Annotated in this window: 20 protein-coding genes and 1 other RNA gene; 9 read left to right on the forward strand and 12 right to left on the reverse strand. The window is 56.3% G+C overall.

Translation table 11 applies throughout. The features are described from left to right. The first annotated feature begins 77 nt into the window (after positions 1 to 77). From lysS to CVU60_11550, 9 genes are read left to right on the forward strand one after another with little or no spacing between them, the layout of a single operon-like run. Positions 78 to 1,586 (forward strand): lysine--tRNA ligase, encoded by a 1,509-nt coding sequence (lysS, locus tag CVU60_11510; protein ID PKN41357.1) that lies wholly within the window; start codon positions 78 to 80, stop codon positions 1,584 to 1,586. 52 nt (positions 1,587 to 1,638) lie between these two features. After that, positions 1,639 to 2,868: a lipoprotein-releasing system transmembrane subunit LolC gene (locus CVU60_11515; protein ID PKN41358.1), complete on the forward strand. Its 1,230-nt coding sequence runs from the start codon at positions 1,639 to 1,641 to the stop codon at positions 2,866 to 2,868. Continuing rightward, on the forward strand, positions 2,861 to 3,538 hold the full coding sequence (locus CVU60_11520) for an ABC transporter ATP-binding protein (GenBank protein PKN41359.1): 678 nt from the start codon (positions 2,861 to 2,863) through the stop codon (positions 3,536 to 3,538). The genes CVU60_11515 and CVU60_11520 overlap by 8 nt, the downstream gene beginning before the upstream one ends. Next, complete coding sequence (bamA, locus tag CVU60_11525) at positions 3,528 to 6,215, forward strand: outer membrane protein assembly factor BamA (GenBank protein PKN41360.1); 2,688 nt, start codon at positions 3,528 to 3,530, stop codon at positions 6,213 to 6,215. The genes CVU60_11520 and bamA overlap by 11 nt, the downstream gene beginning before the upstream one ends. 39 nt (positions 6,216 to 6,254) lie before the next feature. Beyond that, complete coding sequence (locus tag CVU60_11530) at positions 6,255 to 6,770, forward strand: molecular chaperone Skp (protein ID PKN41361.1); 516 nt, start codon at positions 6,255 to 6,257, stop codon at positions 6,768 to 6,770. Positions 6,771 to 6,781: 11 nt separating this feature from the next. Next, positions 6,782 to 7,810, forward strand: a complete 1,029-nt coding sequence (gene lpxD, locus CVU60_11535) for a UDP-3-O-(3-hydroxymyristoyl)glucosamine N-acyltransferase (protein ID PKN41362.1) — start codon at positions 6,782 to 6,784, stop codon at positions 7,808 to 7,810. Positions 7,811 to 7,814: 4 nt separating this feature from the next. After that, positions 7,815 to 8,282, forward strand: coding sequence for a 3-hydroxyacyl-[acyl-carrier-protein] dehydratase FabZ (gene fabZ, locus CVU60_11540; protein PKN41363.1), 468 nt, complete (start codon positions 7,815 to 7,817; stop codon positions 8,280 to 8,282). After that, the gene (locus tag CVU60_11545) at positions 8,282 to 9,073 is read left to right on the forward strand and encodes an acyl-[acyl-carrier-protein]--UDP-N-acetylglucosamine O-acyltransferase (GenBank protein PKN41364.1); all 792 of its coding nucleotides are present in this window, start codon (positions 8,282 to 8,284) and stop codon (positions 9,071 to 9,073) included. Before fabZ ends, CVU60_11545 begins: the two co-directional genes overlap by 1 nt. Before the next feature lie 7 nt (positions 9,074 to 9,080). Beyond that, positions 9,081 to 9,893, forward strand: a complete 813-nt coding sequence (locus tag CVU60_11550; protein ID PKN41365.1) for a DUF1009 domain-containing protein — start codon at positions 9,081 to 9,083, stop codon at positions 9,891 to 9,893. Positions 9,894 to 9,978: 85 nt separating this feature from the next. On the opposite strand, the gene thrC is transcribed toward CVU60_11550, so the two are convergent. The 12 genes from thrC to atpG form a co-directional block, all read right to left on the reverse strand. Continuing rightward, positions 9,979 to 11,427, reverse strand: a complete 1,449-nt coding sequence (gene thrC, locus CVU60_11555; protein ID PKN41366.1) for a threonine synthase — start codon at positions 11,425 to 11,427, stop codon at positions 9,979 to 9,981. Positions 11,428 to 11,448: 21 nt separating this feature from the next. Continuing rightward, entirely contained in the window at positions 11,449 to 12,312 is an 864-nt protein-coding gene (locus tag CVU60_11560) for a 4-hydroxybenzoate octaprenyltransferase (GenBank protein PKN41367.1), read from the reverse strand. 13 nt (positions 12,313 to 12,325) lie between these two features. Continuing rightward, positions 12,326 to 13,522 carry a tyrosine--tRNA ligase gene (locus CVU60_11565; protein PKN41368.1) on the reverse strand — a complete coding sequence of 399 codons (1,197 nt, stop codon included), beginning with the start codon at positions 13,520 to 13,522 and terminating at the stop codon, positions 12,326 to 12,328. A gap of 15 nt (positions 13,523 to 13,537) precedes the next feature. Continuing rightward, entirely contained in the window at positions 13,538 to 14,314 is a 777-nt protein-coding gene (locus tag CVU60_11570) for a TIGR00282 family metallophosphoesterase (protein PKN41369.1), read from the reverse strand. Positions 14,315 to 14,321: 7 nt separating this feature from the next. Beyond that, positions 14,322 to 15,881 carry a ribonuclease Y gene (gene rny / locus CVU60_11575; protein PKN41370.1) on the reverse strand — a complete coding sequence of 520 codons (1,560 nt, stop codon included), beginning with the start codon at positions 15,879 to 15,881 and terminating at the stop codon, positions 14,322 to 14,324. Positions 15,882 to 16,039: 158 nt separating this feature from the next. Further along, a non-coding RNA gene (gene ssrS, locus CVU60_11580) (6S RNA) lies at positions 16,040 to 16,220 on the reverse strand. Between the two features lie 6 nt (positions 16,221 to 16,226). Then, positions 16,227 to 16,493 (reverse strand): cell division protein ZapA, encoded by a 267-nt coding sequence (locus tag CVU60_11585; GenBank protein ID PKN41371.1) that lies wholly within the window; start codon positions 16,491 to 16,493, stop codon positions 16,227 to 16,229. Between the two features lie 3 nt (positions 16,494 to 16,496). Then, the gene (locus CVU60_11590) at positions 16,497 to 16,676 is read right to left on the reverse strand and encodes a hypothetical protein (GenBank protein PKN41372.1); all 180 of its coding nucleotides are present in this window, start codon (positions 16,674 to 16,676) and stop codon (positions 16,497 to 16,499) included. Positions 16,677 to 16,684: 8 nt separating this feature from the next. Further along, on the reverse strand, positions 16,685 to 18,067 hold the full coding sequence (glmU, locus tag CVU60_11595) for a UDP-N-acetylglucosamine diphosphorylase/glucosamine-1-phosphate N-acetyltransferase (GenBank protein ID PKN41373.1): 1,383 nt from the start codon (positions 18,065 to 18,067) through the stop codon (positions 16,685 to 16,687). 240 nt (positions 18,068 to 18,307) lie between these two features. Then, positions 18,308 to 18,736, reverse strand: a complete 429-nt coding sequence (gene atpC, locus CVU60_11600; protein PKN41374.1) for an ATP synthase F1 subunit epsilon — start codon at positions 18,734 to 18,736, stop codon at positions 18,308 to 18,310. A 21-nt stretch (positions 18,737 to 18,757) separates the two neighbouring features. Beyond that, the gene (atpD, locus tag CVU60_11605) at positions 18,758 to 20,167 is read right to left on the reverse strand and encodes a F0F1 ATP synthase subunit beta (protein PKN41375.1); all 1,410 of its coding nucleotides are present in this window, start codon (positions 20,165 to 20,167) and stop codon (positions 18,758 to 18,760) included. Between the two features lie 13 nt (positions 20,168 to 20,180). Then, entirely contained in the window at positions 20,181 to 21,053 is an 873-nt protein-coding gene (gene atpG, locus CVU60_11610) for an ATP synthase F1 subunit gamma (GenBank protein PKN41376.1), read from the reverse strand. Positions 21,054 to 21,073: the final 20 nt, after the last annotated feature.

Genomic DNA, 21,073 nt, shown 5'->3' on the forward strand with positions numbered 1-21,073 from the left:
TTTCTTGACGACAGGTCCAATTTCCAATACCCAAATTTGTTTGTTTGACGCTATCATTCCCGAAACGGAGACTTTCCTTGACAAAAGACCAGACCAATGCCCCAAGCGAAAAGCAGCTGCTGCGCCACCGCAAGGAAAAGGCGCAATTCCTGCTTGATGCGGGCATCCCTTTATATCCCAATGATTTTCGCCGCTCCGCGGAAATTGGCGACGTTCTCGAGGCGCACGGCGAAAAGGACGAGAGCGTCCTTGAACAGGAAGGCCTGACCTTTGCCCTGAGCGGCCGGATCATGGCTCATCGCTCCTTTGGCAAGGCGACTTTTTTCCATCTTCAGGACACCAGCGGCAAGATTCAGGTTTACGCCCAGCGTGACGACCTGGGAGTTGAACAGTACGGCGTATTCAAGAAATTCGAAATCGGCGACATCGTCGGCGTCACCGGCTCCCTTTTTCGCACCAAGACCGGAGAGTTGACCGTCAAATCCTCCGAGGTCCGCCTGCTCTCCAAATCCATGCGTCCGCTGCCTGAAAAATACCACGGCCTGAAGGATGTCGAAACGCGATATCGGCAGCGCTACGTGGATCTGCTGGTCAACGACCGCGCTCGCGACATCTTCCGCAAGCGCACGGCCATCGTGCAGTTCATCCGCGATTTTTTGAACGAACGCAGGTTCCTGGAAGTCGAGACGCCCATGATGCAGCCCATCGCCGGCGGCGCCACGGCCAAGCCCTTCCGCACGCACCACAACGCCCTGGACATGGACCTTTTCCTGCGCATCGCTCCCGAGCTTTACCTCAAGCGCCTGCTTGTGGGCGGATTTGACCGGGTCTACGAGATCAACCGCAATTTCCGCAACGAAGGCATCGACACCCGTCACAACCCAGAATTCACCATGATCGAATTCTACTGGGCGTATGCGACCTTCGTAGACCTCATGGACCTGACCCAGGAACTCCTTTGCGCCCTGGCCAAGTCCGTCTGCGGAACCCATCTGGTTGAATATCAGGGCAATATCATCGACCTTCAGGACGGCTGGGTGCGCATGCCCTTTCACCAGTCCCTGGAAACAATCGGCGGCGTATCCCCGGAAATCTACCTCGATTACGACAAATGCAAGGATCTGGCCCAGAAACTGGGTGAAACCGTGCATCCCAAGGAAAAGCTTGGCAAACTCCAGGCCAAGCTCTTTGACAACCTGGTCGAGCCCAAGCTGATCCAGCCCCATTTCATTTATCACTACCCGACAGACATATCCCCCCTGTCCCGCAAGAACGACCAGAATCCCGAAATCACGGATCGATTCGAGCTGTTCATCTGCGGACAGGAGATGGCCAACGCCTTTTCCGAACTCAACGATCCGTATGACCAGAAAGATCGCTTCGAGGAACAGGTTCGGGAAAAAGCCGCTGGTGACGACGAGGCTCACGCCATGGACGAAGACTACATCCGCGCCCTGGAATACGGCATGCCCCCGGCTGCCGGACAGGGTATCGGCATTGACCGGCTGGTCATGCTGCTGACGGACTCTCCGTCCATCCGTGAAGTCATCCTCTTCCCGCTGCTACGGCCCGAAATCGCCGGATAGATCCGATCGAGCCAAGGCACGGTACGACACCGGCCTCTCAGAGCGAGAACCCATGCACTTTGAATTGTTCGTTTCCCTGCGGTATCTCCTGGCCCGGCGCAAGCAGGCCTTCATTTCCGTCATCTCGCTCATCTCCGTGCTGGGCGTGGCCATTGGCGTGGCCTCGCTGATCGTGGTCCTCGGGGTCATGAACGGCTTCAGCGACAACCTGCGCGACAAGATTCTGGGCATCAACTCCCACCTTATCCTCGGCTCGGTCAAACAGACCATCGGCGATTATGATCGTCTTGTGCAAAAAAGCCTGAAGGTCGACGGCGTCGTCGCCGCCACGCCGTTCATCTACTACGAGGTCATGCTCTCCACACCCGCGGGGGTCAAAGGCGTCGTGCTGCGCGGCGTGAACCCGCAAAGTGCCGGGACAGTCCTGTCCGTCGAAAAGGACCTGATCAACGGCAGCCTTGCAGACCTCGCCGACACAGGCGACATCCCGGGCATCGTCATCGGCAAGGAGCTCGCGTCACGGCTGGGCCTTGCCATCGGCAGCAGGGTCAGCCTGCTCGCCCCGAGCGGGAAAAAATCCGCCGCCGGGTTTTCTCCGAAGATCGTTTTTTTCAACGTTGTCGGCATCTTCAGTTCGGGCATGTTCGAATACGATTCCTCCCTGGCCTTCGTATCCATTCCCGAAGCCCAGAAAATCCTGGGCTTTGATGGAGATCTCGTGACCGGGATCGAATACAAGGTCTCGGACATAGACGGCGTGCAGAAGATCGGGGAAGCGCTGGTCCGGGCCCTGGGCGGATTTCCCCTTTATTCGCGCAACTGGATAGAGATGAACCAGAACCTCTTTGCGGCGCTGAAGCTTGAAAAGACGGCCATGGCTGTCATTTTGATCATGATCGTGCTGGTTGGCTCCTTCTCCATCATCACCACCCTGGTCATGATGGTCATGGAAAAAACCAAGGACATCGCCGTGCTCATGGCGCTTGGCGCAACCCCCCCGCAAATCCGCAACATCTTCATTCTACAGGGTTCGCTCATAGGCGCCGTGGGAACGAGCATCGGATTTGGGCTGGGACTTGCGATCTGCTCCCTGCTCGAAAAATACCAGTTCATCAAACTTCCTGCGGATGTCTATTATCTGGATCATCTGCCCGTGAAAATAGAGCTCCTCGACATGTCCCTCATCGCCATCGCGGCCATGGCGCTGTGCTTTCTGGCCACGTTGTACCCGGCCCGCCAGGCCGCCAAAATGCTCCCCACCGAGGCGCTGCGCTATGCGTGAAGTCTATCGCCTGCAAGGCGTCGGCAAAGCCTACGAACAGGGTGAGGAAACCATCACCGTCCTTTCCGGTGTCGACCTGACCGTGCTCAGCGGAGATTCCCTGGCCATTGTCGGGGCCTCGGGGTCCGGCAAAAGCACGCTGTTGCAACTCATGGGCACGCTGGATGTACCCTCGAGCGGCTCCATCCTGTTCAACGGAGCGGACATCTCGACCCTTGGCTGGAAAGAACGGGCCCGCATCCGCAACAGGAACATGGGCTTTGTTTTTCAATTCCATCACCTGCTCCCCGAGTTCTCGACACGCGAAAACGTGGCCATGCCTGGCATCATCGGCGGCGTGGCCCGAGGTCAGGCCCTGGAAAAGGCCGACGCGGCGCTGTCCAGGGTGGGGCTTGCGCATCGACGCCATCACAGGGTAACCACCCTGTCCGGGGGAGAGAGACAAAGGGCGGCCATCGCCCGGGCCATTCTGCTCGAACCCGCCGTGGTGCTTGCCGACGAACCTACCGGGAACCTCGATGAACGGACAGGTCGGGAAGTCAACGATCTTTTATTGCATCTGAACAAGGATCAGGGAGTCACCCTGGTCGTCGTTACCCACAATGCTGAACTTGCCCAATGCATGCACCGCACATTGGAGCTGCGTTCCGGAGAATTGTATGAAACGTAATGCCCTCCTGTGTCTGATCGTCCTCCTGAGTCTCTTCAGTGCCCATCCCGGGCTTGCCGAACCGGCGAAAAAGGTCATCGTGCTGCCGTTTGCCGTGAACGCGGCGCCGGACCTGGCCTATCTAGAAGAGAGCCTGCCCAAGCTGCTTCAGGATCGCCTGACGGCCATGGGGCTGGAGGTGATCCCGCAAGAGGAAACCATGCGCCTCCTGCAGGAACAGCAGGTCGAGTATCTGGACCTTGGAGTCGCCAGGGACATGGCGCTACTCTCCGGGGCAGCTTACGCCGTATACGGCAGCTTCAGTCAGGTCGGCGAGACCATCAGCATCGACACCCGGCTTGTGGAGGCCTTCGGCGTCCGTGAGCCGAAACCGTTTTTCGTGGTCAAGGAAGGCGTGATCAACATCCTGCCAGCCGTTGAAGAAACCGCTGCCAAGATCCAGACCGGCGTGCAGCAAAAGGATCGGATCGCGTCCATTGACGTGCGCGGAAACGAAATCCTCGATGACGACGTGGTGCTCATGCGGCTCAAGATCCAGCCCGGCGACGTCTACGATCCCAAAGCCGTCAACACGGAGCTCAAGAGCCTCTACGAACTTGGATATTTCGACGACATTGCCATCGTTTTGGAAGACACTTCCGAAGGCAAGCTCCTGATCATAAACGTCAAGGAAAAACCGCTCATCTCGGCCATCAGTGTCGAAGGAGCGGAGGAACTTGACGCCGACGACCTGCTGGCCACCATCGCCACCAAGACCGGCGCGGTGCTCAATCCACGGGTTCTGGCTGACGACATGGGCAAGATACGCGAGCTGTACCGCAAGGACGGCTTCTACAACGCCGAGATCGACTACACCCTGACTCAGGCCGACGCCAAGCGCGCTCGGCTCAACATCATTGTCAAGGAAGGCAAGAAGCTCTACGTGACGGACATCGTCATCCAGGGTGCCAAACAGCTCGACCCCTCCGATCTCAAGGACGAACTGGCCTTGACCGAACGCGGCATGTTTTCCTGGATAACGGGGACGGGTGTACTGCGGGAAGAAATCCTGGACCGCGATGCGGCCGCCCTGGAAGCCTATTATGGCAACCGCGGCTTTTTGAACGCCAAGGTAGGCCAGCCTGAAGTCAGTTATATGGATGACGGCATCGTCGTCACCTTCCAGGTCGAGGAAGGCGATCGCTACACGGTGGCCTCCGTCAAATATGAAGGCGAGATGATCGCCACCCCCGAAGACCTGAACAACGTCATCGCCTTCGACGAACTGGCCAGCGAGAAAGAATTTTTCGACAGGTCAGTCCTGCGCTCCGACCTCCAGAAACTCGTGGAGCACTACTCCAATTTCGGATATGCCTTTGCGGAAGCCGACGTGAACATGGCACGCAACGAGGAAGAAAAGACGCTGGACATCACGTACATATTGTCCAAGGGGAACAAGATCTCCATCAACCGTGTCCTGATCGAGGGCAACACCAAGACCAGGGACAACGTCATCCGCCGCGAGATGCGACTGGTCGACGGCGACCTCTTTGACGGTTCCCTGCTGCGCAGATCCAATGCCCGACTCAACAGGCTCGATTTCTTCGAGACCGTCGAGATCACCCCGGAACCCACGGCCAACCCCAGCGCCCTCAACCTGCGCGTCAAGGTCAAGGAGAAACCCACGGGACAGTTCTCCGCCGGCGTGGGATATTCCAGCTATTCACAGGTTTTCTTCTCGGGCCAGGTGCTGGAGCGCAATCTTTTCGGCATGGGCTACCAGCTTGGATTCAAAGGCACCATCAGTTCAAAATCCGCCGACTACACCGCCACATTCTGGAACCCCCATTACGACGACACGGACCTGGGAGTTGGCATGAGTCTCTACAACGCGATGAACGAGTATTCCGATTACGACAAGCAGTCCATGGGCGCCAAACTGCTCTTCGGATACCCGCTTGGGGAATATACCAACCTGTCCTGGAATTACCGGCTTGAGCGCTACACGATCGAGGACATTGACGATGACGCGGACAAGGTCATCAAAGACATCGAAGGACAGAACTGGGCCAGTGCGCTGTATGCATCCATCAAGCGCGACACGACGGACAGACGCATAAACCCCAGCAAGGGCATCACCCACCAGTTCTCGGTTGAATACGCCGGCGGGCTGATTGGCGGCGATGACGATTTCGTCAAGTACATTGCCGACGCCAACCATTATTTTCCGATCTTCCTTGAAACCATCATCCACCTGCACGCACAGGCCGGATACGTGATGGAGAACGGTAGCGACCGCATTCCGCCATTCGAGCGCTTCTATCTTGGGGGCATGAATTCGGTTCGCGGCTACAAGGAGAGAACCATCTCACCCGTCTACGACAATCAGGAAGGCCAGGACGGCTACGATGAAGGTGACGAGAAAGGCGGAAACAAGAGCTTCTTCTTCAACGCTGAATATCTTGTGCCGCTGCACAAGGAGATGGGCATCGTGGGACTGCTCTTCTTCGATGCCGGCAAGACCTGGGATGATGACGAATCTGTTGACATGGACCTTTACAAGAGCGTCGGCGCCGGCGTGCGCTGGTACTCGCCTCTGGGTCCGCTGCGTCTTGAGTATGGCTACCCTCTGGACACGGTCGAAGTTGATGATGATAGAAAAGGCCGCTTTGAATTTTCAGTTGGACAGTTCTTTTAACATCAAATCAAATTACACATTATTGGTGAGGAGTTTTCCATGCGTGCATTTACCCTGACAATCTTTTTAGTGCTTTGCCTGGCCCTGACTGCCGGGGCTGAAACCAAAATAGGTTTTATCGATATGAAGGCGGTCATCGCCAAGTCCGACCCTGGTTCCAAGGCCATGGAACAGCTCAAGTCCCAGTTCAAGGATATGAAGGAAAACCTCGATACCCAGAAAAAGACTTTGGACACCCTCAAAGACGAGCTTCAGAAGCAGTCCATGATGCTCAGCCAGGAAGCCAAACTGGACAAGGAAACGCAGTACAAGCGCAAGGTACGTGACTTCCAGGACATGGGGCAAAGTTATCAGCGCAAGCTCCAGCAGGCCGAACAGAGCCTGTCGAAGCCCATCATCGACAAGCTTTTGGAAGTCATCGAGAGCTACGGCAAGAAAAACGGATACACGGCCATCTTCGACAAACAGGCCAGTGGCGTGATCTACGGACAGGAGAGTGTTGATCTCACAAACGCCATCCTCGCAGAACTCAACAAAGCCATGCGCGGCAAATAACAGGGCCGGCAATGCTTCTTACCGAAATCGCATCCCGTCTGGGCGTAACCCTGAAGGGCAATGACATCGAGATCACCGGGGTCAACACTCTGGCTGATGCGTCGGCGTCAGAACTGTCCTTTCTGGCCAACCCCAAATATGCGCCGCAACTTGAAACAACCGGCGCAGGTGCAGTTCTGGTCAGTGCTGATCAGGCCCTGGATTCAAAACCCTGCCTGATCAGCTCCAATCCCTATCTTGATTTTGCCCGAGCCGTTCAGCTTTTTGCCAAACCGCAGGGATCTTTTGAAGGCATCAGCCCCCTGGCCTCTGTGCACGATGACGCAAGCATCGACCCCAGCGCCGCCATTGCCCCTTTTGTCTACATCGGAAAGGGGGCAAAGGTCGGCGCGAGGGTTCGTGTATTCAGCGGCTCGTATCTCGGGGAGGACTGCGTTGTCGACGAAGACACCATAATCTATCCCAACTGCTCACTGATGGCCGGCACGCTGGTCGGAAAGCGGGTCATTCTACATGCCGGAACGGTGCTTGGGAGTGACGGATTCGGATTTGCCCAGGCTGCCTCCGGAATGACAAAATTTCCACAGATTGGCCGGACCGTGATCGAAGATGACGTCGAAATCGGGGCAAACACGACCATAGACCGTGCCGCCCTGGGTGAAACCCGCGTGGGACGGGGCACCAAAATCGATAATCTGGTCCAGCTCGGCCACAATGTCCGGCTAGGGAGAAACTGCATCATCGTGTCGCAAGTCGGCATCGCAGGGTCTACCACCCTGGGCGACGGCGTGATTCTGGCTGGTCAGGTCGGCGTCGCCGGACACCTGAACCTTGGCGACGGATGCCGTATCGGCGCCAAATCAGGCGTAGGCAAGGACGTGCCTCCGGGCCAGGACCTGAGCGGTATTCCGGTCATGTCTCACGGATCATTCTTGCGCGCCTCGGCCATAATGCCCAAGCTGCCGGAAATGAAGCGGCGACTGGGCAAACTGGAAAAGGAACTGGCCGCACTCCGGGAAGAACTCGCGAACAAAGGGTAATGACATGATCAACAAACCTGAGAATGGCGAAATTGTAAGCCGTGACATTCTGGATCTGCTTCCACACCGCTATCCCTTCCTGCTGGTGGACCGGGTACTCTCTTTTGAGCCCATGAAATCCGTACACGCCATCAAGAGCGTATCCATCAACGAACCTTTTTTTCAGGGTCACTTTCCGTCCTACCCGGTCATGCCCGGAGTGCTCATTCTTGAAGCGCTGGCTCAGGCTGGCGGAATCATGGTCATCAAGAGCCTTCCGCCGGCGGATACCGTAGGCAAGATATTTCTGTTCACCGGCATGGAGAAAGTGCGCTTCCGCCGTCCCGTGTTCCCAGGTGACCAACTGCACCTGCACGTTACCTACGAGCGTCACAAGATGAGCATGTGGAAGACCAACGGCAAGGCCATGGTCGATGGCAAAGTCGTGGCCGAAGGCATCCTGACCGCTTCCGTAGTACCCAGGGAGGACTGATGCAGACTGACATTCACCCTTCAGCAGTAGTTCATCCCGGAGCGTACCTTGGCACCGGAGTCACGATCGGCCCTTTTGCGGTCATCGAGGACAAAGTTCACATCGGTGACGAGACGGTCATCGACGCCGGAGCCCAGATCAAACGCTTCACAACCCTTGGCAGCAGAAACCATGTCCACTCCATGGCCTGCGTCGGAGGTGAGCCCCAGGATCTCAAATTCGGCGGAGAAGCGAGCAGACTCGTCATCGGCGACCGGAACAAGATCCGCGAATTTTCGACCATCCACCGCGGCACCGAAGGCGGAGGCGGCATAACCCGGGTCGGTTCGGACAACCTGATGATGGCCTACTCCCACATCGCGCACGACTGCGTGGTAGGAGACAACAACGTCCTGGCCAACGCCGCAACCCTGGCCGGACATGTGATCGTGGGCAATGAAGTGGTCGTGGGCGGTCTTTCGGCCGTGCACCAGTTCGTGAACATCGGCGATTTCGCATTCATCGGCGGGAAAACCGGCGTGGCCCAAGATGTGCCGCCCTTCATGCTGGCCGTCGGCGAGCGCGCTACCTTGCGCGGGCTCAATCTCATCGGTTTGCGCAGGCATGGTTTTTCCTCGGAGGAAATTCATGCCCTGAAATCCGCCTACAAGCTGATATGGCGCTCCAATCAGGAACGCAATGAAGTCATGCAGCAGGTCGAGACGGAGCTTGGCAACTTCTCCCAGGTCATGAAGCTCCTCGACTTCATCCGCAGCAGCAAACGAGGCACCATCACGCCTGAACGCATCTAGACAGGCCATGACCAGAACGCTTGGCATAATCGCTGGCGGCGGCTCATTTCCCATCACCGTGGCCACTACGGCAAGAGAGCGCGGCGAACGCGTCATCGGTGTCGGATTTGCTTCCGATACCGATCCAGCCTTTCAAGCCCACTGCGACAATTTCTCATGGCTCAAACTTGGCCAACTCGGCAAGCTTATAGATTTCTTCACCGCAAACCATGTCACGCACGTGGTCATGGCAGGCCCCATCAACAAACCAAAGGCTCTTGATCTTCGTCCTGACTGGCGGGCGGCAAGGCTTCTTTTTTCCATCAAGGCCCGAGGGGATGACGTCCTGCTGCGCGCACTGACTGCCGAACTGGAACGCGAAGGCATCATCGTCGTGGCCCCGCACCATTACTCGCCTGACCTGCTGGCTCCTGCAGGAATCCTGACAAAAAGAAAACCTACGCAAACCGAACGCGAGGATGTGGAGTTCGCCTGGAAGCTGGCTCAATCTCTGGGCCAGTTCGACATAGGCCAGTGTCTGGTAGTGCGGGAAAAAATCGTTCTGGCCGTCGAGGCCATTGAAGGCACGGATGCCGCCATAAAACGCGGCGGTCAGCTTGGCGGCTCCGGCGCGGTGGTCGTAAAGCGCCCAAAGCCGACCCAGGACAAAAGGCTCGATCTCCCTGCCTTCGGCCTGAAGACCCTGCAATCCATGGCCGATGTCGGCGCGACTTGCCTGGCCTTCGAGGCAGGCGGATGCATCTTTTTCGAACAGGGCAAGGCGATTGATTTTGCCAACGCCCAAGGTATCACTCTGCTCGGCCTGCCGCCGGGCACCTAGCGGCCGCAAAATACAACTCAAACAAGAAATGGCCGGGATGCACATCCCGGCCATTTCTGTTTTCCAGCATTTCAGGCTATCGCCGTCATTTCTTGTCCAGCCCCAGCATGCCGACCACGTTCTGGGCGGCCTGAACCGTGAACGCATCCTCGGACAGGCGCTCCTTCTCGTGCTGGTCAATGACCAGACGCGGCACATTGGCCAGCTTCTTGTCCGGCGTGATCTCAAATTCCGGGCCGAATCCGTCATGAAAATACATGTCCTGAAATCCAGCGAATTTCAAAGCGTGTGCCGTGGCGTCAAGAACGGCAAGTTCTCCTTCATCCATGAGTCCCAGTTCCTTGGCTTTCAAAAGCCCGGCCAGGCATTCCCCGCCCTGGGTGCAGGCGATGTGGCCATGCCTGTTGGCAAGCAGCATGGACTCGATGATGCGCTGCTCGCTGACCTGCACGACCTGGAACGATCCCGCTCCACCGAGTTTCTGGTAGCTATCGGCCAGAAACGCGACCCGGGGAAACGACACGGGATTGCCGATCATGGCCGCCTGGGCAACGGAGGGACGGACCTTCACGGCCTCGAACCTGCGCGGCTCAGACTCCTGGGCATAATACCTGAACACGGGGTCCGCATGCTCGGACTGCACCCCGACGATACGAGGCAGGGACTCTATGATCCCAAGCCGCAGGAGTTTCAGAAATCCGCTCATGATGGCGGTAATGTTTCCGGCATTGCCGATGGGCACGAAAATGACCTTTCCGCTCAGATTCCAATCATACCACTGCGCGACCTCAAAGGCATAGCTCTCCTGCCCGAGTATGCGCCAGGCGTTCTTGGAATTCAGCAGCGCCACCCGGTAATGATCGGCCAGATATTCGACCACCTTCATGCAGTCGTCAAAAACACCCGGGATTTCGAGCACTTTTGCCCCACTGCCGAGAGGCTGGGAAAGTTGCTGCGCAGTGACCTTGCCCTGGGGCAGGAGCACCACGGAAGTCAGGGGCTCACCCACATACGCGGCATAGAGCGCCGCGGCGGCCGAAGTGTCGCCGGTAGAGGCGCATATGGTCAGGACATTGTCCCAGTCGTGCTTGTCCACCATATGGCGCAGGTACGAATAGGCACAAGCCATGCCGCGATCCTTGAACGATGCGGACGGATTCTGGCCGTCATTCTTGAAGGCCATGGGTTGTCCCACCAAACGCTCCAGAGCGGGTGAGGAGCGGGTCACAGGCGTATTTCCCTCGCCCAGGTAGACGATGTGCTCCTCGGCCACGACAGGGGCCATCAACTCGTAAAAGCGGAAAATGCCGCGCAGGGCCGGATTTTTGGTCGCCGCGCGCAGGTCGAAAAGATCGCGCCAAGCAGCGCCGGATGTTTTTTCCAGCTCGGGGAAGCGTGTATCCTCCAGCAGAAAAACACCCTTGCAGCTGGGACATGTGTAATGCAGTTCGTCAATGGGATACCTGGCCTGACAACCGAGGCAGACATATTCCATTTCCCCTCTGTATGTGGGGAAAACGTTGGCTTCGCGCATGAGATGCTCCCTGAAAATTATTTACTTGAGCGCCAAGTCGATGACCGCGCCCACAAACAAGAAAACCGCTACAAATCCGTTCAAGGTGAAAAAAGCAAGATTGACCCTGCTCAGGTCGTGCGCGGAGATCAGCCGATGCTCGAAAAGCAGGATCGCTGCCACGGCCAGACAAAAACCTGTGTAAATAAGTCCGGCGCCGGCAGACCAGCCGGCCAGAAGAAAAAAGATGGCAGTCACAACATGGCCGAACGTCGAAAGAGCCAGTGCGATCGGCAACCCTTTGGCTGCCGGCAGAGAATGCAGGCCTTCGGCCTGATCGAATTCGGCGTCCTGACATGCGTACAGGATATCAAATCCGGCCACCCAGAAAGTCACCCCCAGGCCCAGCAGGACAGGGGCAAGGGCAATCTGCGGGGACACGGCGAGCCACCCTGCAATGGGCGCAAGCCCGAGCACCGTGCCCAGGAAAAAATGGCACAGAAAGGTGAATCGCTTGGTGTAGCTGTAGAATGCGGACCAGATCAGAGCCAGGGGAGAAAGCGCAAGACAAAGGGCGTTGAGCTGCCAGCATGCCCCGACAAAGACAATAGCGCTGGTGACTATGAAAACCAGCGTCTCGGACACCTTGAGCTCGCCCGTCACCAGAGGCCGGGTCTGGGTTCGCGGATTTTTTGAATCAATGGGGAGGTCGGCGAGGCGATTGACGGCCATGGCGAACGAGCGCACGGCCACCATGGCCACGGTCAGAGCCAGAAATATCTTCCAGCCCGGCCAGCTGCCTGCGGCCCAGATCATTCCGAGATAGGCGAAGGGCAGGGCAAAGATCGAGTGTTCTATCTTGACCATGCGCGACAGAAGAACGGCCTTACGCAAAATCGATAACATCAGCCAATCCCCCTTAGGCCGCCACGAGCTTCAGGAATCTCTTCTTGCCGATCTTGAGCACATATTCCCCCGGCGCGAATGCGAACGACGCATCGTCCTCCTTGCGTCCGTCAATGGTCACGGCGTTCTGTTTGCACATCCGCCGGGCATCGCCCTTGGAGGAACACACGCCGCTCTCGCTCAGGACATCCACCAGCAGCGTCCCCGCCTGCACTAAGAAAACCTCGATGTCTTCCGGAATGCCCTGCTTGGCGAACACGGCGTTGAACGCCTCGCGCGCGGCGGCCCCGGCCTCCAAGCCGTGAAAGCGTGTCGTGATCTCCTGGGCCAGATCCTCCTTGGCGGTCTTGGGATGCAGGGCGCCGGACAGAACCTGCTCGCGCAGGGAACCGATCCGATCCAGGGAATTGTCGGAAAGGAGTTCGTAATAGCGCCACATCAATTCATCTGAGATGGACATCAGCTTGCCGAACATATCGCCCGGCGCCTCGTCTATGCCTATGTAGTTGCCCAGCGACTTGCTCATCTTCTGGACTCCGTCGAGGCCCTCCAGGATGGGCATGGTCAAGACGATCTGCGATGCTTGGCCGTGCTCACGCTGAAGGTGGCGGCCCATGAGCAGATTGAACTTCTGGTCCGTTCCGCCAAGCTCCACATCGGCTCTGAGGGCCACGGAGTCGTAACCCTGAACCAGCGGGTACAGGAATTCGTGGATGGAGATGGGCTGGTTGCCTTTGAAGCGCTTCTCAAAGTCATCGCGCTCAAGCATGCGGGCCACGGTGTAACGCGAGCAGAGCTCGATGAAATCGGCAGCGGAAAACGTGTCCATCCAAGTGGAGTTGAAGGCGATCTCGGTTCGTTCCTGATCGAGTATCTTGAAAATCTGCTTCTTGTATGTTTCGGCGTTGCGGAGAACCTCTTCGCGGGTCAATTTCTTGCGCGTTTCGGACTTTCCGGAGGGATCGCCGATCATGCCCGTGAAATCGCCGATCAGGAAAATGACCTGATGTCCGAGTTCCTGAAAGTGCTTGAGCTTCTGGATCAGTACCGTGTGCCCAAGATGCAGATCAGGTGCAGTGGGATCAAACCCGGCCTTGATCCGCAGCGGAACGCCGGTGCGCAGTTTTGCGATCAGTTCCTCTTCATTGATGATCTCGACGCTCCCGCGCCGGATCTGCTCCAGCTGCCGAGCCAGCTCCATATCTGTCATGACGGTTCCTGTTCTTTAAGATGCCCTGTATTGCCATGCCGCGATCTCGAGGCATTGACCGTGATCCACTTCCATAAACGCCCCGTTCAACATGCACGGCCCTTTGGCCAGCTCAAAACGTTGGGGGAGCCCTGTCCGAAATCTGCGTAAAATTATGTCGTTGTCCATGCCCAGACAGGAATCTTCCGGCCCGCACATCCCAAGGTCCGAGATGTAGCCGGTTATTCCGTCGTAAATGCGCGCGTCGTTGGTCTGCACATGAGTATGCGTGCCGACCACAGCCTGGACGCGTCCACGCAGCAGATGGGCCAGGGCACGCTTTTCCGAGGTAGCCTCGGCATGCATGTCGACCACGATCACGGCCCCGGGCGGAGCCTGGACGACCAGGGCCTCGGCAACCGTGAACGGGCAGTCGATGGCTTCCATGAAGGTCCGCCCCTGCAGATTGATGACCATGAGCGGCGGAAGGTTGTCACCCAGCTTGTAAACACCTGCGCCACGGCCCGGTGCCGATGCGGGATAGTTGCCCGGACGCAGCAGCCATGGCTCATTCTCGAGAGCTGGCCGGATGTCGGGAAATTTCCAGACGTGGTTGCCGGTGGTCACGACGTCCACACCGCATCTTTTGAGCTCCTGGGCGCTTTTGGCCGAGAGCCCAAGGCCTCCCGAAGCATTCTCGCCGTTGGCCAGCACCACATCCAGTTCCAATTCCCGACGCAAACGCGGCAGATGATCCTTAACCATCTGCCGCCCGCTGTTGCCTACTATGTCACCAAGGAAAAGAAGCCTCATTCGGGAACTATTTCGCAATGCCTACGGCCCTCTTTTCGCGAATGACAGTTACCCGGATCTGGCCGGGATAAGTCATCTTTTCTTCTATCTGCTTGGCGATGTCCTTGCTCAGCATGTAGATCTGGTCGTCGTTGACCGCCTCGCAATCAACCATGACCCGGACTTCACGGCCAGCCTGAATGGCGAATGCCCGGCTCACGCCGGTAAAGCCGGTGGCGATCCCCTCGAGTTCCTCAAGGCGCTTCACATAGCTCTCCAGAAGCTCCTTGCGCGCTCCGGGACGCGCTCCGGAGAGGCTGTCCGCAGCCTGGACCAGTACGGCATAGACTGACTTCGGCGGGACATCCTCATGGTGCGCGGCAATGGCGTGCACGATTTCGGCGGACTCATTGTATTTCTTGGCCAGATCAGCACCGATGAGCGCATGCGGGCCCTCGACCTCGTGGTCCACGGCCTTGCCCAGATCATGCAGTAAACCGGCCCGCTTGGCCTTCTTGATATCAAGCCCAAGTTCAGCGGCCATGATTCCGCACAAAAAAGCCACTTCAAGGGAGTGCTGCAGGACATTCTGGGTGAAACTCGTGCGGAAACGCAGCTGTCCGAGCAGACGGACAATCTCGGGATGAATTCCGTGCACGCCGAGGTCGAAGGTGGCCTGCTCGCCGATTTCCCGTATCTGGACATCCATCTCCTTTTCGACCTTCTTGACGATGTCCTCGATGCGCGCGGGATGGATGCGTCCATCGCTGATCAATCTTTCGAGCGACCTCTTCGCCACTTCGCGGCGTAGCGGATTGTACGCGGACAAGATGACGGTTTCCGGCGTATCGTCGATAATCAGGTCCACCCCAGTGGCCGCTTCGATGGCTCTGATGTTACGACCTTCGCGACCGATAATCCGCCCCTTCATGTCTTCGCTTGGCAGCTCCACGGAGCTGACCGTATGTTCGGAGACGTAATCGCCCGCATAGCGCTGGACCGCGCTGGCAATGATCATCTGCGCCTTGCGATGCGCGGTCTCCTGCGCCTCGACTTCGATCACGCGCACCATCTTGGCCGCTTCATGGCGAGCCTTGCTCTCTATTTCCTGCATGAGCCGGGCGCGAGCCTCTTCGGCGGTCAATCCGGAGATTTCCTCCAGGCGGGTCTGCTGGGCATCGATCAGTTCCTGCAGCCCCTCTTCCTTCTCCTCAACGGCGCGCTCCTGCTTGGCAACCTTCTTTTCAAGGCTGACCAGCTCGCTTTCCTTCAGGGCCAGGGATTCCACCTTCTTTTCCAGTCGCTCTTCCTTGGCCTGCAACCTGGCCTCGTTCTTTTTCAGCTCGCGCTCACGATCCTTGGCATCCTGCTCGACTTCCTTCTTCAGGGCAAAAACCTCGTCCTGAGCCTGGAGCAAAACCTCTTTCTTGTGCGCCTGCGCATCTTTCTTGGCTTCATCCAGAATCCGTTCGGACAATTTGCGAGCGTCATCGTTCTCTTGGTCGGTGATATATTTTTTGAACAAAAAACCCGCAACCGCACCGATCCCGGTGCAAATAAAAGCGGTAATTATGATCTGGCTGGTCATGGAAACTCCTTGGCACAATATATTTAAGATGGCTGCGCAACGACCATGATACGTCGTTCCTGTCCATAAATCGGACTGACGGAACAACAGCGCGAGCGCTTAATTTCAATCGGCAAGGAGTGTTCGAGAGACTGGCTTTTGGAAGGGGTGAACCAGTTAAAAGCCCCGGAAGGCAGTGTTGGGAATCATTTTGAACCTCTTAAGTTAAGAGGGGGTTGGCTACAGTCCATCAGGCTTCTCCGGTTGCCCGAAGCGTGCACACAAGACCGTTGTAAGCTACCCTAATTGCGCTTTATTGGCTCAAAAACGCATCACCAATCACTGACCCTCCAGGGTACTTGTTCACTATTCTTCAGGACTATCTATCTTCGAAAGAAGCTGCTGCAACGTGCCTTCCAGTTGCGACATCTTCCCTTGATCATGTAAATAATCGTCGGCCAGACTCAACGCCAGGTATGTCAGAAGCCGCTCCTTGCTCATGTGACTGACCCGCCCTTCGAGATCCTTGTAGCGCTGATGAACCAAGTCAACAGCTTTGTGAATCCGCTCGGGTGAGACATCGGCCGCGAAGGAAAGATCGAGGCCGAGCACTGTCAAATTGTATCCTGGCATTACTTAGTTTCTATCAACCTCTTGCAGGCTGTTCAAGATATTTTCCACCCTGGACAGAACGGCCTCTTTGGTCTGCCGCTCCTGCTCAAGAGACTCTTTTAATTGCATATTCTCAAGTTTCAACGCTTCCTGGCGCTCCAGAAGGAGCGTTATCTTCTCTGTCAACTGATTAAGAATATCCATGAGTTATCCTAGGATTGATGTGATTTTTTCTTGCGGTCCAAATTCAACTGTCTGGCCCTGGCAACGCACAGGGCACCATCCGGAACATCTTTAGTAACCACTGAACCTGCGGCGACAAGGGCGCCAGCCCCAACGACCACCGGGGCGACCAGCGCGGTATTGCTGCCTATAAAGGCGTTTTCATGAATCTCGGTGCGATGCTTCCTCGCACCGTCATAATTACAGGTGATAGTCCCCGCACCGATGTTCACCCCTGGGCCGATATCGCTGTCACCCAAGTAGGAAAGATGACCCGCCTTGGCGCCGGCATGGAGCACCGATTTCTTTACCTCGACGAAGTTGCCCACCCGCGCATCTTCCCCGATATCGGACCCGGGCCTGAGCCGTCCGTAAGGACCGACGCTTGCCCCGGCGCGGATGTGAGATCCCTCAATATGAGAAAAGGATTTCACTTGGCAAGGACCAAGAATCGAATCCTTGATCCAGCAATGAGAAGAGATGGACGCCCCCCGCTCAATTCGGGAGCAACCGTAGATCTCGCAAGGCCCCATTATTTCGGCACCGGGCGCAACAACGACGTCGGGCCCAATGAAAATCGTTTCGCTGTTGCGAAGAATGACGCCGGAGTCGAGCAGGTTATCCACGATCTTCTGACGCAGAGACTCTTCAAATCGAACCAGTTCCCTTGGTGAATTGATGCCGCGCAAAAGATCCGAGCTACCAAATGGCAACCCGACCACAGGCAACCCCTGCACCGCGCAGATAGCGATCATCTGCGTAAGATAATATTCCCGCTGGACATTATTCTGGTCCATCTTTTCCAGCAGCGGCCCGCAGCGGCATACATCGAACACATATACCCCGGAATTAACCTCGCAAACCTCTCCGCCGTGATCCGCGGCAATGAAATCCTTTTCTTCCACTACGCATTCGACGCATCCCTCGGCATCGCGGATGACCCGTCCGTATCCAAAAGGATTTTCCAGATGCAAGGTCAGCATACCCATGCCTGCATTTTGTGCCGTGCATAAATCCACCAAATCGGAAATGGCATCAGCTGGTACGTGAGGGGTATCACCGTTGAGCACGCAGAGATGGGAAATCCCGCTGGCTACGACGTCATCCCAAGCGAGCATGACGGCATGGCCCGTGCCAAGCTGCTCCTCTTGCAAAACAAACTGTCTCTGAGGCTCGGAAAAGCCGGACTGCACCTGTTGAGCCTGAAAACCGATCACGGTCCAGACCTGTGTTGCGGGCACGCGCGACAAGGCGTCGTATACATAGCCAAGCAGCGGCTTGCCCAAAACCTCCTGCAAAACCTTGGGTGAATCAGAGTGCATGCGCGTGCCCTTGCCCGCGGCCAAGATGACGTATCCCAATTCTGGCTTCATGATTGTCCTCAAAAAAAATATTTCGGCTCGGAACTTTAAGTGATGCTCTCACAGGCTTTGCTGTCGCCAGACGTGCCAAAACCAATCAATGGCATGATGTGCGCAAAGCGCAATCCACTGTTTAAGCCTCGAAAATCTTAATCTTTGTTATCGGGATATTTTATTATTCTCAAGATTCAATAGTCCTAAAAAAAGCAGGCTCCGAAGAGCCTGCTTTCTAGATAACGTGATCGGCAGTCATTACATGCGGCAAGTGCCTTCACTAACGGCATTCTGCCGGCATTTCATGCGATGAAGTGCTCTGGCCAATGCAGCCTGAACGGCTGCGTGATCCAATTTCTCCTGTTGCTGTTTGGTGCGCTGCTCGGCTCTGTCCTGAGCTCTGCGAGCTCTTTCCAGATCGATGTCTTCAGCTCTTTCCGCTACTTCGGCAAGAACCGTCACCTTTGCAGGGGAGACTTCAGCAAATCCGCCGGCAACAAAAACGAAGTACTTCTTGCCGTTGAGTTTGTAGTAAAGGCTCCCGATACCAAGTGCAGAGAGAAACGGGATATGATTGGGCAGGACACCGAATTCGCCATTGATGCCGGGAGCGCCGACGTAATCGACCTCTTCCTTGAGCACCATCTTGTCTGGTGTCACTATTTCAAGCGTAATTGTTTTAGCCATATCAATACCCCAGAGCAAGAATTACTGTTTCTTGGCGTTTTCCAATGCCTCTTCAAGTCCGCCTACCATGTAGAAGCAAGACTCCGGAATAGAATCGTGCTTGCCTTCAATGATTTCCTTGAAGCTCTTGATGGTCTCTTCAAGCTTCACATAACGTCCTTCCTTGCCGGTAAACTGGGCGGCAACGAAGAAAGGCTGAGACAGGAAACGCTGAATCTTGCGTGCTCTGGAAACGGACAGTTTGTCTTCGTCAGACAGTTCGTCCATGCCCAGAATCGCGATGATGTCCTGCAGATCCTTGTATTTCTGGAGCAGACGCTGCACGGCACGGGCAGTCATGTAGTGATCCATGCCGATAACGTTGGGATCCAGAATGCGCGAAGTGGAGTCAAGAGGGTCCACCGCAGGGTAAATGCCAAGCTCCGCGATCTGGCGGGACAGAACGATGGTTCCGTCAAGATGCGAGAAGGTCGTCGCAGGAGCGGGGTCGGTCAAGTCATCGGCGGGCACGTAAACGGCCTGAACCGAGGTGATGGAACCGGTTTTGGTGGAAGTGATGCGCTCCTGCAATTCACCAAGGTCGGTACCCAGCGTCGGCTGGTAACCAACCGCGGAAGGCATGCGGCCAAGAAGCGCGGAGACTTCGGAGCCGGCCTGGGTGAAGCGGAAGATGTTATCTACGAAAAGCAGCACGTCCTGGTTTTCTTCGTCACGGAAGTATTCCGCGGCAGCCAGAGCGGTCAGCGCAACGCGCGAACGGGCTCCCGGAGGTTCGTTCATCTGGCCGTAGACGAGGCAGGCTTTATCCAGAACGCCGGCTTCAATCATTTCATGGTAAAGGTCGTTACCTTCACGAGTACGCTCACCAACACCGGCGAACACGGAAATACCACCGTGGTTCTTGGCGATGTTGTTGATCATTTCCATGAGAATAACGGTCTTGCCGACACCGGCGCCACCGAACATGCCCATCTTTCCACCCTTGGGAAAGGGAACGAGCAGGTCAATAACCTTAACGCCAGTCTCCAGCACTTCAATCTTGGTGGACTGCTCGGTGAAGCCGGGAGCAGGGCGGTGAATTGGGTACATCTTCTCGGAAGAGATGGGTCCCTTTTCATCCACAGGGCGACCAACGACGTTCAGAATTCGTCCCAGGGAAGCCTTGCCTACGGGTACCTGAATGGGCTTGCCCGTATCCTTGCCGATCTGACCGCGAACAAGACCGTCGGTGTTGTCCATGGCGATGCAGCGGACAACGCTGTTGCCAAGATGCTGCGCGACTTCGACAACCAGGTTGTCTTCTTCGGCGTCAATGGTCGGGTTCGTAATGAGAACAGCGTTCAAAATACTCGGAAGGTTGCCTTCGGCAAACTCCAAGTCAACAACAGGTCCGATGACCTGCACTATTTTACCGGTATTAACAGCACTCATGCGTTATGCCCCCTTATCCTTTCAGTGCCTCGGCACCGCCTACGATGTCCATTAATTGGGTGGTGATACTTGCCTGGCGCGCCTTGTTGTAGACTTTGGTCAGGCTGCCGACCATTTCGTCGCAGTTCTTTGTCGCGTTATCCATGGCCGACATGCGAGCTGCGTGCTCACTGGCCGACGTGTCGAGCAGGCCGCGATACATCTGAACCTTGACATACCTAGGCAGCAGTTCGGCCAAAAGGCCTTCCACTGACGGTTCAAAGATGTACTCGCTCGAAGCACCGGCCGGAGCCTCCACTTCGGGCGTTTCGGCGGGGAGAATCTGCGACGATGTCGCTTCCTGCCTCGCGATGTTTACGAACTTTCCGTAAACAACGTGCACCTCGTCAAATTGCCCAGAGAGATATCCGTCAATGACGAGATTACCGGTTTCGCTTGCCAGCTGAAAATCGAAATGAGTCATGTTTTCAGCGTAAGCGGTGGCAATCTCGAATGTCGTCTTGCGGATGAAGTCTCTGCCTTTCTTTCCAATGCAGATAAACTTGACCGTCTTGCCTTCTGCTTCCTTCTGCTTGGCCAACCTGTTGGCCGCATTGCACAAGTTCGCGTTGAAACTGCCGCACAAACCCTTGTCCGAGGTCACCAGAACGATACCTACGTTCTGAATGACTTCGCGCTTTTCAAGCAGGGGATGCGCGCTGGCGTCGGCGCGGGAAGCCAGATCGATAAGAATGTCATTGAACTTATCAGCATAGGGACGAAAGCGTTCGATGCGGCTCTGAGCACCGCGCAGCTTTGCGGAAGCGACCATGTTCATCGCTTTCGTAATCTGCTTGGTCTTCTTTACACCGACGATTTTATTCTGAATGTCCCTGAGTGATGCCATTTACGACTCCTTAAACGATC

Source organism: Deltaproteobacteria bacterium HGW-Deltaproteobacteria-18, assembly GCA_002841885.1.
Lineage (GTDB): Bacteria > Desulfobacterota > Desulfovibrionia > Desulfovibrionales > Desulfomicrobiaceae > Desulfomicrobium.